Annotated in this window: 15 protein-coding genes; 5 read left to right on the plus strand and 10 right to left on the minus strand. The window is 63.1% G+C overall.

Translation table 11 applies throughout. From position 1 onward, the window contains the following. Positions 1-106: 106 nt before the first annotated feature. Positions 107-586 carry a hypothetical protein gene (locus tag XH90_RS12825; protein WP_194481823.1) on the minus strand — a complete coding sequence of 160 codons (480 nt, stop codon included), beginning with the start codon at positions 584-586 and terminating at the stop codon, positions 107-109. Positions 587-831: 245 nt separating this feature from the next. On the opposite strand from XH90_RS12825, the gene XH90_RS12830 reads away from it, so the two are divergent. Further along, on the plus strand, positions 832-2,487 hold the full coding sequence (locus XH90_RS12830; protein WP_194481824.1) for a fumarate hydratase: 1,656 nt from the start codon (positions 832-834) through the stop codon (positions 2,485-2,487). Between the two features lie 41 nt (positions 2,488-2,528). On the opposite strand, the gene XH90_RS12835 is transcribed toward XH90_RS12830, so the two are convergent. The 5 genes from XH90_RS12835 to XH90_RS12855 all read right to left on the minus strand — a co-directional run bounded on the left by XH90_RS12835 (position 2,529) and on the right by XH90_RS12855 (position 6,089). Beyond that, positions 2,529-2,825, minus strand: coding sequence for a hypothetical protein (locus XH90_RS12835; protein ID WP_194481825.1), 297 nt, complete (start codon positions 2,823-2,825; stop codon positions 2,529-2,531). A 120-nt stretch (positions 2,826-2,945) separates the two neighbouring features. Beyond that, entirely contained in the window at positions 2,946-3,500 is a 555-nt protein-coding gene (locus XH90_RS12840) for an inner membrane-spanning protein YciB (protein ID WP_194481826.1), read from the minus strand. A gap of 13 nt (positions 3,501-3,513) precedes the next feature. Next, positions 3,514-4,089 carry a hypothetical protein gene (locus XH90_RS12845; RefSeq protein ID WP_194481827.1) on the minus strand — a complete coding sequence of 192 codons (576 nt, stop codon included), beginning with the start codon at positions 4,087-4,089 and terminating at the stop codon, positions 3,514-3,516. Between the two features lie 75 nt (positions 4,090-4,164). Continuing rightward, positions 4,165-4,647, minus strand: coding sequence for an MAPEG family protein (locus XH90_RS39615; protein WP_194481828.1), 483 nt, complete (start codon positions 4,645-4,647; stop codon positions 4,165-4,167). 44 nt (positions 4,648-4,691) lie between these two features. Continuing rightward, complete coding sequence (locus XH90_RS12855) at positions 4,692-6,089, minus strand: carotenoid oxygenase family protein (RefSeq protein WP_194481829.1); 1,398 nt, start codon at positions 6,087-6,089, stop codon at positions 4,692-4,694. Between the two features lie 105 nt (positions 6,090-6,194). On the opposite strand from XH90_RS12855, the gene XH90_RS12860 reads away from it, so the two are divergent. The 3 genes from XH90_RS12860 (at position 6,195) to XH90_RS12870 (ending at position 8,312) form a co-directional block, all read left to right on the plus strand. Then, the gene (locus XH90_RS12860) at positions 6,195-6,911 is read left to right on the plus strand and encodes a TetR/AcrR family transcriptional regulator (protein WP_194481830.1); all 717 of its coding nucleotides are present in this window, start codon (positions 6,195-6,197) and stop codon (positions 6,909-6,911) included. Positions 6,912-7,127: 216 nt separating this feature from the next. Beyond that, on the plus strand, positions 7,128-7,586 hold the full coding sequence (locus XH90_RS12865; RefSeq protein ID WP_246755785.1) for a DUF6321 domain-containing protein: 459 nt from the start codon (positions 7,128-7,130) through the stop codon (positions 7,584-7,586). A 159-nt stretch (positions 7,587-7,745) separates the two neighbouring features. Then, a complete protein-coding gene (locus tag XH90_RS12870) occupies positions 7,746-8,312 on the plus strand; it encodes an SET domain-containing protein (protein WP_194481832.1) in 567 nt (188 codons plus the stop codon). A 53-nt stretch (positions 8,313-8,365) separates the two neighbouring features. Here XH90_RS12870 and XH90_RS12875 read toward each other — a convergent pair whose 3' ends face one another. The 4 genes from XH90_RS12875 to XH90_RS12890 form a co-directional block, all read right to left on the minus strand. Further along, positions 8,366-8,764 (minus strand): hypothetical protein, encoded by a 399-nt coding sequence (locus tag XH90_RS12875; protein WP_194481833.1) that lies wholly within the window; start codon positions 8,762-8,764, stop codon positions 8,366-8,368. 36 nt (positions 8,765-8,800) lie between these two features. After that, positions 8,801-9,031: a hypothetical protein gene (locus tag XH90_RS12880; protein ID WP_194481834.1), complete on the minus strand. Its 231-nt coding sequence runs from the start codon at positions 9,029-9,031 to the stop codon at positions 8,801-8,803. A gap of 162 nt (positions 9,032-9,193) precedes the next feature. Next, positions 9,194-9,814: a hypothetical protein gene (locus XH90_RS38945; RefSeq protein ID WP_246755786.1), complete on the minus strand. Its 621-nt coding sequence runs from the start codon at positions 9,812-9,814 to the stop codon at positions 9,194-9,196. 390 nt (positions 9,815-10,204) lie between these two features. Further along, a complete protein-coding gene (locus tag XH90_RS12890; protein ID WP_194481835.1) occupies positions 10,205-10,684 on the minus strand; it encodes a ParB N-terminal domain-containing protein in 480 nt (159 codons plus the stop codon). Positions 10,685-11,317: 633 nt separating this feature from the next. Here XH90_RS12890 and XH90_RS12895 point away from each other — a divergent pair. Beyond that, on the plus strand, positions 11,318-11,494 hold the full coding sequence (locus XH90_RS12895) for a hypothetical protein (RefSeq protein ID WP_194481836.1): 177 nt from the start codon (positions 11,318-11,320) through the stop codon (positions 11,492-11,494). Positions 11,495-11,543 lie beyond the last annotated feature (49 nt).

Consider the following 11,543-nt stretch of genomic DNA (forward strand, 5'->3'; position numbering starts at 1 on the left):
CCACAAATCCTCACAGATTGACACAATTGACCTTGCCCCGGAGGGGACGAAAGGTCCGTCAAGCCAATCGTTAAAATGCGAGGGATCCGGTGCGATAGATGCGCCGTTACTCGTCCTTCGGCCGCGTGATGGTGATTGCAGCTTCCTTCTTCGTCCGCGTGCATTCCATGTTGAGGCGCTTGTAGCGCATGGTGATCTTGTCGCCGCGCAACAGGCCCATGCGCTTCAGGCAGCGCGTCGCGCCGGTCGTGGTGTCGTCCTTCGTCACCGTGAAGATGATCGCGGCCGCGGACGCCACCAGTTCATAGAACTGCGGCGTCGGCTTGCGGTCGCCCTTGGCATAGAGCTCGTTGGAATAGGCCTGTCCCTGGGAGCGGCAGCCGAGCGACAGCTCCTTCGCCGCGGGGTGGGTGAGGTAGATGATGTTGGCGGCCTTGAAGTTGACCTTCAGCCCGTCGATGCCGCCGGCGAGCTGCTTGGCGATGTCGTCGCACTGGTCCGCGCGCGCCGACGGGGCGAGGGTCACAAGGCCGATGGTTGCGGCGGCGACCAGCATCGCGCCGCGAAAGTCCAGTTTGAAAATCATGATGAAAAGCCCCTTAGGGCGCGCATTCAACCGTCGCCGCGCGCGAAGTGCAAGGGGTGCAACCCCGCTCGGCCGGGCACAACTAAAGCTATTTGCCGGCGGAAGGCGGGCAACAAAAAAATGGCCGCAATGGCACCGAATCGGGATGCCCCGGCCGCGCCGGAACGCCTTCCCTTTGCGGCAAAAAAGCTTAGAACGCTTCTATGCTTAGAGGCCCGTGAGGGCTCCAGAACCCGAGATCACCCATGAACGCTCCCACCGCCTTCCCCGACCAGTCCAAGCCCGTTCCGCCCTACAAGCACACGCCGCTGTTTCCGCTGGGCAAGGACGAGACGCCGTACAAGAAGATCACGTCCGAGGGTGTCAGGGTCGAGAAGGTCCTGGGCAAGGACATGCTGGTGGTGTCGCGCGAGGCGCTGCGGGCGCTGTCGGAGGCGGCTTTTGGCGACATCAATCACTATCTGCGTCCCGGCCATCTGAAGCAGCTGCGCGCGATCCTGGAAGACGGCGAGGCGAGCCCGAACGACAAGTTCGTCGCGCTCGACTTTTTGAAGAACGCCAACATCGCCGCCGGCGGCGTGCTGCCGATGTGCCAGGACACCGGCACCGCGATCATCATGGGCAAGAAGGGCTGCAACGTCATCACCGACGGCGATGACGAGGCCGCGCTGTCGGAAGGCGCGCGCGATGCGTATCTGCGGCGCAATCTGCGCTACTCGCAGGTCGCGCCGCTGTCGATGTACGAGGAGAAGAACACCGCCAACAACATGCCGGCGCAGTGCGAGATCTACGCCGAGGGCGACGACGCCTACAAGTTCATGTTCATGGCGAAGGGCGGCGGCAGCGCCAACAAGAGCTTCCTGTTCCAGGCGACGCCCTCGGTGCTGACCAAGGATCGGCTGCTCGCCTTCCTGAAGGAAAAAATCCTCACGCTCGGCACCGCGGCGTGCCCGCCTTATCACCTTGCGATCGTGATCGGCGGCACCTCGGCCGAGCTCTGCATGAAGACGGTGAAGCTCGCCTCCGCCCGCTATCTCGATGCGCTGCCGACCCACGGCTCGCCCGACGGCAACGCGTTCCGCGACGTCGAGATGGAGAAGGAAATCCACAAGATGACGCAGTCGCTCGGCGTCGGCGCGCAGTTCGGCGGAAAGTATTTCTGCCACGACGTGCGCGTGATCCGGATGCCGCGCCATGGCGCCTCGCTCCCGATCGGGCTCGGCGTGTCCTGCTCGGCCGACCGCCAGGTGCTCGGCAAGATCACCAGGGACGGCGTCTATCTCGAGGAGCTCGAGCACAATCCGGCGCAGTATCTGCCGCAGGTCGAGCAGTCGCTCGGCGGCGAAGTGGTCAAGATCGATCTCAACCAGCCGATGAAGGACATTCTGGCGACGTTCTCGAAGCATCCCATCAAGACGCGGGTCTCGATGACCGGCACCATGATCGTGGCGCGTGACTCCGCGCATGCGAAACTCCGCGAGCGCCTGGAGAAGGGCGAGCCGCTGCCTGACTATTTCAAGAATCATCCGGTCTACTACGCCGGCCCGGCCAAGACCCCCGAAGGCTACGCCTCCGGCGCGTTCGGTCCGACCACGGCGGGTCGCATGGATTCCTTCGTCGACCAGTTCCAGGCTGCCGGCGGATCGATGGTGATGGTGGCGAAGGGCAACCGCGCGCCGGCCGTGCGCGAGGCCTGCAAGAAGTATGGCGGCTTCTATCTCGGCTCGATCGGCGGCGCGGCGGCGAACCTCGCCGAGCACTGCATCAAGAAGGTCGAGGTGCTCGAATATCCCGAGCTCGGCATGGAAGCGATCTGGCGCATCGAGGTCGTCGACTTCCCGGCCTTCATCATCATCGATGACAAGGGGAACGACTTCTTCAAGGAGTTGAATCTGGGTTAGCTCTTGACCTCGCCCCGCGACAGCGGGGCGAGGTAGTAAGATCAGGCGCGCGCGCCCGTGAACGGGAAGCTGCCCATAGGGCCGATGCCCATCTCGCCGCTCATGCTGTCGCCGGAGACGGTGCCGGTGAATTCGAGCGTGAGCGGCATCGGGTTGGTGATCGAGACCTTCCAGGAGACGTTGTCACCGGAGACGGTGCCGTCGAAAATCTCGGCGGTATTGCCTTCCGCACCCTGTGTGCCCGTGAGCGTGCCGCCCGCGGCCTTCAGGCTCAGCGTCGCCTGGCGTTCACCCATCGGCGTCGTCATGGTCAGATTCCAGTTGCCGTCCACGGCCATTCGCGTCTCCCGAACACTATTCCGGCGGGTTGCGATCATTCGCAGCCAGTCCTGAACCGAGCCTATAGCCTAACTTGAAGCTGCTGCCTAACGTCCCTTCGACGCTCCTTGGGGCGGCATTCAGGCGCGGGCGGCGGCGCGCCGGCGGCTGGTGACGACGAGCCTGAACACGAGGTATTGCACGGCAAAGGCGAGAGCCTTGGCGCCGCCCGCAACCGCGGAGATGTAGAAAGCCCACAGCTTCAGATCGCCGGTGGCGGCGACAGCGATCGTGCCGGCGCCGAGGGCGAACATCAGCGCGGCCCAGGCGTAGCCCGCAGCGGTGACATATTCGGGTGCGGTCTCGACCACGATCGGCGGCATGTAGCGCAGCATCCAGCCCCGCTTGAGCATGATCGCGCCGATCGCGAAATGCGCGATCGCAGGCTTGGCCAGCATGAAGCGAGGATCATTGGTCAGCAGCGTGATTGTACCGAGGACGACGACGAGCGCGAGGCTCGCATAGGTCATGTAGCCGAGTTCGCGTCCCTTGACGCGCGCGTAGATCACTTGCGCGATCGCGCCGGCTATTGCGACGGAGGTCGCCAGGATGACGTTGTCGGTGACCAGATAGATCACCAGGAAGACGATAGCCGACAGGAAGTCGGAGGCGAGGCGGGCGAATACGTCCTTCATTGTCGGTCCTGTCTCACTTGGCTTCGGACAGCGCGCCGGAAGGCGCACCATACTTGATCTGGCGATATTCGGGATACCATTTGGTGAAATAGATCGCACTGTTGCGTGCGGCGAAAGCGACCGCGAGGCCCAGCCAGACCGGCAGGCCCGGGAAGTAGAGCAGCACAATGTTGGCGGCCATCATCAGCAGGGCGGCCACGGTCCATGCGCCGGTGATGATGTAGTTGGCGGTGAGGAAGCCGGGCATTGCCGCGGTCTCGGCCGGAACGGCCTCGATCGCATATTGCAGCGTGAAAGGGCGGCGCGCGAGCATCGAGCCGAGCGAGATGACGAAGATGCCGATATCGACCGAGAGCTTGACGCCGAGCGTGCTGAGCACGGGGCCGCGGAGCGCGAGGTAGAGGCCGATGCCAGCGAACAGGATCGCCGAGCCGGCAGCCAGGGTCTTGATCGAGCGGCCCCGGGCCACGTCGATCGCGATCGTGGCGAGGCAGATCGCGGAGGCCGTGAACACGCTGACCGTGGCCGAGGTCATGAACATCAGGAGGGTGTAGACGCCGTAGGGGGCAAGGATCAGGAAGATCGTCATGGTCGCCTCGGTCGCACTAATCTTTACGATGTCAAGATTGGTAGTTCAGGCCAAGGAGCCGGTCAAGCAAAATCTTTACAGTGTCAAAATGACGTGAATGACTTCTAGAAATTGAATGGTCGCAATGGCTTGGTCGGTCAATTCATCGGCAAATGCCGCCCAGGGCAGGCGCGACAGGATGGTGAGGGCGCAGGAGATCAACAGGCCGATGGTCAGGAAGATGCCGCCGGCGCGGCAGATCATGAATCGGAGCGAGCCCGGCCTCGCGTACATGCCGAGTGGATGCAGCAGGCGCGACAGCACAAGTGCGCCCATCAGCATGTGAATGCGCAGTGGTGATGCGCCGGACATTTCGAGCAGGGCGATCATCAGCGCGATGATCGGGACGTACTCCATGAAATTACCATGGGCCCGGATCGCGCTGCGCAGGCCATCATTGCCGCCGTGATTGAACGCGGCGCCGCTGCTCCGTCGCAGCCGGATGACCTGCAACGCGAGCGCAGCGTAGATCAGCGCGAGGATCGCGAGGTAGTTCGCCGTGATGGTGGGGACGTGCATGCGAAGTCTCCCTGATGACATTCGCAAAGGAGTGAGGGTGGGAGCTACTGTGCTCCCACCCAGTTGCCGTGAAAGCCGTCGGGCACGCGATGGCCGAGCTGCACCAGCGCGGCGGGGCCGGCCTCGATGTCGGTGGCATTGAACACGGCGAGGTCGCTGCGGTTCTCCCGCGCGCGCCAGACCACCGCCAGCAGCCAGCCGTCGCCTTCCGCCGCATCCTTCGATCGCTCGACGAACACAGGCTCAGAGATGGTGTCGCCCGCCGGCAGCAGATATTGGCCGAGGCGCTTGCCGGCGCCGTCGACATGGACGATGCCGGATAGTGCGCCGAACATCGGCAGACGCGGATTGGCACAGGCGTACCAGCCATGACGGCTCTTCAAGCCGGCGCGGCGATCGTCGATGCGCGGGAATTCGCCGGTGAGGTCGTCGAGATAGGTCTGCTGGAAGCGGTCGGTATTCCCGGAGAGATCGAAGGTCCAGCGGCAGTGGCGGGCGCGCGATTTCTCCGGATCCGTCGGCCGGCCGTCGGGATGAGGAAACAGCGGCGCTTCTTCGAACTGCATGACGTCGGCGACAATGCGGCCGCCATTCTCCCACGCATTCATGATGTGGAAGACGTAGCAGGCTTCGCCGCGGAACCAGACGATATCTTCCGCCGTGCCGCTGCGTTTCATCACGCCGACATAGGCGCCTTTCTCCGGTTCCCAGGCATAGGGCGGCTTGCTGCTCATCGCGCGCTCCATGCTGCCGGTCAGGGGCAGGATCGGAAACAGCACGTGATTTTCGGTGACAATGAAGTCGTGCACCATGCTGGCATAGGGCGTCTCGAAACGCTCGAAGCGTGTGACCTTGCCGCCCGCATCGATCGATCCGTAGGAGAGGGCAGGCGTCAGCGGTCCCGCCGCGTTGTATCCGAAGAACACCAGTTCGCCCGTAACGGGATCGACCTTCGGATGCGCGGTGAAGGGCCCGGCAACGCCGCCCTGATAATTGTCGTAGCCGCGCGTTGCCAGCGTGCCCGGCTCGATCTCGGTCGGCAGATGTCCTTCTTCAAGGGCGAGCAGCTTGCCGGCATGGAAGACGATGTTGGTGTTGGCGACGCCGCCGTCGGTCAGGTTTTGCGGCGCACCCGGGAGCTTGCGGCCGAAGCCGCCGAACAGCGCACGACCGGCATCATGCTCGGCGAGCCATTTCGGCGTGCGGACCCAGCGGTTGCGGTAACTGGCGCGCCCCTCTTCGAGGTGGAAGGCGTGGAGCATGCCGTCGCCGACGAACCAGTGCGCGCCTGGCGAGTCGAACTGCGGATTGGGGCCGTTGCGGTAGAGCGTGCCGTTCAGTTCGCGCGGCAATTCGCCGACGACCTTGAGGAACGGCGCATCCGCCTCGAATGGAATCGGCGCGATGTTGTTGCGGCGCTCGGCGGTCGCATCCTGATGCACGGCGTATCCCTCCTATCTTTACATCGTAAAGATGCCATAGAACCAAGCGCGGCTTCCGTCAAGTGAAATCTTTACACTGTCAATATTGCGTCATATAGCTTGTAAATGGCCAAGAGAGACACCACCGGCGAGACGCCGCGCCGCCCCAAAAAGACATCGCCGGCATCTCGTCCGGCGCGTCGCCCTGCGAGCGCGAAGACCGAGACGCCCTATCACCACGGCGCCTTGCGCGAGGCGTTGCTTCTAGCCGCCGAACGGGTGCTGGAGCGCGACGGGCTCGCCGGTCTGACGTTGCGCGCGGTGGCGCGAGAGGCGGGCGTCTCGCATGCGGCGCCAACCCATCATTTCGGTGATCTCACCGGACTCGTCAGCGAACTCGCGGCGATCGGCTTCCGCCAGTTCAACGCGGCGATGGCCTCATCCTGCGACGCGGCCACCTCGCCGCTGGAGCGGGCGCTGGCGCGGCCCAAGGCCTATGTCGCGTATGCCCAGGCCCATCCCGGCATGTACGGGTTGATGTTCCGTACCGAGCGGCTCGACTATTCCAGGCCCTCGCTGCACGAGGCCGCTGAATCCTCGTTTGCCGGACTTGCTAATGCCATCGGCGCGATGCGGCAGGAGCCGATCAGAGGCAACGCGCTGACGATCGAGCAGGGCGCCGCGATCGCGCGGGCCTGGTCGATGGTGCACGGCTTCACCATGCTGCTGCTCGACGGGCGGCTCGAGGATATTCTGGAGCGGCTGCCCGATGGAACGACGGCCGAGCAGCTTCTGGAGGCGATCCTGAAGTCGACGGTGGCCGGACGGCTGCCAAGCACCTGATCGGACGAGACGTTCGCAATCCTCGCTATGAACCCTTGCCGTGCCCGGGCGTTGACGCCCATGGCAAGATCATCTCGCGCGCCCTGGAAACGCCAAAACCCGCGCAAGCGGGCGGGTAAAGCGTCAAAGCATCTTACTTCCGCGGAGAAATCGGCGGCGAAGGTGCGCGCCCGTCGTGCCGGTCGCCGCTATCCCAACCTCGTGGACAACATTCGCATGGCAGCCAGGAAGAGGACCAAGACGAAATCCGCCGGAACGTCAGCGACGAAAAAGACGCGGAAGGCCGCTGCGCGCAAGACCACAGCACGGAAGAGCGCAAAGGGACGCAAGCGCGGCGCCTCGGCGCCTGCGAAGGATCCGCGCGGCGGCCTGACCGCGGCGGGCCGCAAGGCCTTTGCACGCAAGCAGGGCGCACATTTGCGGCCGGGCGTAACCAAACGTGAATCCGAGATGACGCCGCAGGACATGCGGCGGAAGGGCAGCTGGGCGGTGCGCTTCTACGGCCGCGCGAAGCTGCCGCCTTTGGTCGATGCCAGGGGCCGGCCGACACGGCTCGCGCTATCGGCCCACGCCTGGGGCGAGCCGGTGCCGAAGACAGTCGCGGCCGCGCGGCGCATTGCGGCCAAGGGAGAGCGTCTGCTGGCACGCTATCGGCGGATCAAAGAAGGTGCCTAGTCATACGAGATGCCGCGGAACTCGCGGCTTGCACATTTTTCACTGTGGGCAAGCATCAAACGTCACAGGGACAGGCCTGACAGCGGTGCGGAATCGTTCTAGAAGAGCGGCTCCGCTCGGGCTCACGCAGCCTGGTCCGCGTCCTCGTTACACCTGATCATGCCAGCCATCGCTCCCCGCAAATCCTACCGTGTCGGCCGTTCCAAGACCGGACTTGGCCTCTTCGCCACCATGCCGATCAAGAAGGGCACAAGGATCATCCGTTACTTCGGGCCGATCCTGGACTGCCGCATTCCAGCGCAGGACGAGATCGAGAACAAATATCTGTTCGAGCTCAACAACCGCTGGACGATCGACGGCTCGGTGCGCAAGAACCTCGCGCGCTACATCAACCACTCCTGCCGTCCCAACGCGGAATCCGACGTCCGTCCGCGCGAGCGCAAGGTGTTCATCCGGGCCATCAAGAACATCGAACCCGGCGACGAGATCAATTACGACTACGGCACCGACTATTTCAAAGCCTATTTGAAGCCGATCGGCTGCAAGTGCCCCTCCTGCGAAAACAAGCGCAAGAAACAGCGCGCCGAAGCCCGTGTCGAACGGGCCAAGGTGAAGGCGCGCGCGGAGCGCAAGGCGGAGAAGGCAGCCGCCAGGGGCGCAAAGAGCGTCAAGAAGAAGCTCAACGGCCATGCCGTTGCCACGCCGAAGGGCCGCGCGCGGGCGTAGCCCGCGCGTTGCGCCCGTCGTGTGCCGCTAACGCAGCGCATCGAGCACTGGCTTCATACAGCCACCGCGTTCCCGCTCTTCCGCAAGCCCACATATTGCAGCTCGGCAAAGACGCCGGTTGCGATCGCCTGCGCGACGACCATGACCTCGCCGGCGAGGTTCGGTGAGGTCGTGCCAGAGAACAACAATGCGATACTGCCGACGGTCCACGCGGCGTTGCCGACGACGACCAGGAGCACGAGCGGCTTCGGCACCGTTGTGCGCGAGGCGAGCCAGCCGACCAGCGCAGTATAGGCGATCAGGAACAGGCCGGTTTCGCGCAAAAGTGCTTCAGGCAGATTGAACAGCGCCGCGAACGCGCCGGCACCGAAAGTGAAGCCGATTGCGGCGATACCGCTGAAGACGGTGTCGGCAAACAGGGCGCCGCGCAGGAATCTGGATGCGTGGATCACGAGAGGTCTCCATGGTTGGTTGGGCGCGAGGTGAAATCAATGCCGTCCGCGCCAGCAGGCGCGGAGCAGGCGGGTGAGGCGGAACGGGCAGAGGCTCCTGCCGATGCTGTGCTCGAAGGCGGAGACCTGCGCGAGGACATAGTCGCCGGTTGAGTGCACCAGTGGCTCGGGCATGTTCAGCCCACGCGCCAGCATCCGGGTCGCAAAAGCTATCGCCCAGGGTCCAAAGTGATCGGCGAGAAAGCGGTAGAGCAGCAGCGCGATCATGGTCATCTCCTGTCGTGACCGAAGATGCGCCGATGCGGGCCCCAATTCGATTACCTCAGGGGTAATCAACGGGCCAATTCAAATCCGTTCGAAGACGTTGGAGGACGTTGTTGTTCGCCGCCCACGAAAGCGTTCACGGTCGGGCGGCGCGGGCAGGGCCGGTCAGACCTCGAAGGTCCCAAGTCGGGAAATCATCGCGTTCGAGTAGGGCGAAGGCTGTATGACCGTGAAGACGGCATTCGGAAAGGCCTTCCAGACGGCGAGATCGTTTCGCGTAATTTCGACCAGGCCGAAGCGAGAGCGATGTTCGCCCGGTTCGCTCGGCTCGCCGACATCGGAAAAGCGCAATCGTAGAATGCGATCCTTCGGCAAGGGAAGCGGCGGATGGCGCGCTTTCACCACGGCCAACGGCTCAAGGCTGATGACTGGAGGTGTCTTTGCTGCCGGCGGGCTTGAAAGCACACTGGGCTCCTCGCCGCGCGCAGCCTCCGGCATGGGGTCCAGCGCACTCGCAGCTACACTGGTTGGGTCTCCAGGTAGAGAGATTGGCCCAGCACTGGGTTCACGGTCGGGTTCATCAACAGGCGGTGTGGTTTGCGAGGAAACCCGGTCACCGCCAGATGCACTGTCGACTTCCAAAGAGGCGCTGGCGGCGCTGGTTGGCGAAACCGGAATCGGCTTCGACCGTGGTAACGCCAACGCGCTCCAATCAAAATGCTCGGGAAGCTCGGCTTGCACATCCCCTACGAGGGCGGAGCCAGGTGTGTTCGCGTTGTCGTTCATTGCATCCGTCGTGGTCGTATTCTAAGCCAGCTCAATGATTTCGGATCGTGGGCCGGTCTTGCAAAGCGTTCCGCAGCCCATGCTCAGGCTCGCCGCTGATCGGTCAAATAAGCTATGGCCAAACATGGGCATTGGCCAGTTGATCGGCGCGCAATCGGTGGCCTCGGTTAATCGTAGACCCGAGACTTGGCGGGACGGGTGCATCGGGATTAAGGAGTGTTTAGTTACCTAAATGAATTCGAGTTGCGTTCTACCCACGAGACCCCGCTGGTCGTCTAGTGAAAATTGTACGATGCGTTCCTGAACCGATCACGTTTACTCCGCCCGCCAGTCCCGGTGCGTAGGGCTGTCAATCGGTATCCTGCGCAAGTCGAGCGTGCGCAAAGAAGATCAGTAGCGGCTGCCGTCGCTCTTCTGACGGGCGATCCATTGTGACAGGGTTTGCGGTCCGGGCCTCGATACTGCCGCCGTTCGCTTCGGTCGCGGCGGGGATGCGCCAGATTTGGCTGACGGGACGGCGACCGCAGCGGCTGCCTCTCTCTCGAGCCGAAGCTGCTTCAGCCGCACCATCTTGTCGCGCTCGGCCTCCAGCTCGGTGCTGTCGGAGAGCAGCCTTCTATGCTGAGGACTTTCTGCCTGGACCACGACGGCAATGACGGATGTTTCGCCAAGGGCTCTGCAGGCTTCAAGGCGATGCAATCCTTCAACCAGAATGAACTGATCCTTATCGACTCGAACGGAAATGGGCGCTTGCTGCCCGGTCTCCAGAATGCTTTCCGCGAGCTCCCGAACGCGCTCCGGCTGGAGCGCCCTGCTTCTTTTGGCCGGAATGTGGATCTTTTCGATCGGGAAGCTCTCCGCTTTCGGCATCGCTTCTGCTCCCTTCAACCCGGGCCGTCACGCGCAGCGATCATCGCCGATATCCTAGGGGTGGGCGAGCGAGAGAGGCAACCGATTTCCAGGTCTATGTCGACGCGGCTTGTGATGGAACCAATCGAACACCGAGAGCATCTGGCGCACGGGAGGTGCGGTTCGAGAGCGATCAGCTGCTGCTAGTGAGACGCGCACGACCTCTGCGATCTACTCGAAGTCTTCTTGCCTTCGGCCGTGGCTTGCATTCCGCGGGGCCGCTCACGGTTGCGCCAGGATGCAGCCTCCGAAGCATCTCGCTCGGTCGATCAGGCCGCGCCGGGCAGTTTGCCGCAGGTGAATGCGATACCCGCGAAATCCCAACAGCCTCCACATGAACTGCCGGCACTGCGCGCAGCGATCTCAATCCAACGATCCTGAATGTCTTTTCTTTAAGTCAATGCAGGGCAATGGAGATAGCGGCTTGCGGGTATGCCGAATTCGCTGCGGATACTTGTGCGACGCAAAAACGGCTGACGCATCTGCCCCAAGTTGGAAGCGTTTCAGAAAATCTCCCGCAAAAAAAAGTTTACTCCGCGCCGATCCGAGGGCTAAATTTGTTCTCCCTTTTGGTGACGAGTTGGGGAACCTCTCATGACTGCTTTCCAAGCCAAGCTGGAACGGTTTGAAGATCTGGCGGCCGAGTGCGAGTTGATCGCGAGCCGTGTGCAGGAAGGGCAGCGCGGGTTGTATGTGAGGCTGGGCGAGCGTTATCGCACCCTTGCAAGTGATATGCGGGCTCTGATCGCCACGTTCGACGTTGCGGCCTGAAAAGAGCTGGCCAAAGGCACCCGCAAGCTTCGGAAGCGCCGCTGCGGCT

This window comes from Bradyrhizobium sp. CCBAU 53338 (assembly GCF_015291665.1).
Lineage (GTDB): Bacteria > Pseudomonadota > Alphaproteobacteria > Rhizobiales > Xanthobacteraceae > Bradyrhizobium.

Coding starts and splice junctions, on each gene's coding strand:
- XH90_RS12840 (WP_194481826.1), bottom strand. CDS start 3,500: ATGAAGGACGTATTCGCCCGCCTCGCCTCCGACTTCCTGTCGGCTATC.
- XH90_RS12880 (WP_194481834.1), bottom strand. CDS start 9,031: ATGATCGCGCTGCTGCTCTACCGCTTTCTCGCCGATCACTTTGGACCC.
- XH90_RS12860 (WP_194481830.1), top strand. CDS start 6,195: ATGGCCAAGAGAGACACCACCGGCGAGACGCCGCGCCGCCCCAAAAAG.
- XH90_RS39615 (WP_194481828.1), bottom strand. CDS start 4,647: ATGCACGTCCCCACCATCACGGCGAACTACCTCGCGATCCTCGCGCTG.
- XH90_RS12870 (WP_194481832.1), top strand. CDS start 7,746: ATGCCAGCCATCGCTCCCCGCAAATCCTACCGTGTCGGCCGTTCCAAG.
- XH90_RS38945 (WP_246755786.1), bottom strand. CDS start 9,814: ATGAACGACAACGCGAACACACCTGGCTCCGCCCTCGTAGGGGATGTG.
- XH90_RS12830 (WP_194481824.1), top strand. CDS start 832: ATGAACGCTCCCACCGCCTTCCCCGACCAGTCCAAGCCCGTTCCGCCC.
- XH90_RS12825 (WP_194481823.1), bottom strand. CDS start 586: ATGATTTTCAAACTGGACTTTCGCGGCGCGATGCTGGTCGCCGCCGCA.
- XH90_RS12835 (WP_194481825.1), bottom strand. CDS start 2,825: ATGGCCGTGGACGGCAACTGGAATCTGACCATGACGACGCCGATGGGT.
- XH90_RS12895 (WP_194481836.1), top strand. CDS start 11,318: ATGACTGCTTTCCAAGCCAAGCTGGAACGGTTTGAAGATCTGGCGGCC.
- XH90_RS12890 (WP_194481835.1), bottom strand. CDS start 10,684: ATGCCGAAAGCGGAGAGCTTCCCGATCGAAAAGATCCACATTCCGGCC.
- XH90_RS12845 (WP_194481827.1), bottom strand. CDS start 4,089: ATGACGATCTTCCTGATCCTTGCCCCCTACGGCGTCTACACCCTCCTG.
- XH90_RS12865 (WP_246755785.1), top strand. CDS start 7,128: ATGGCAGCCAGGAAGAGGACCAAGACGAAATCCGCCGGAACGTCAGCG.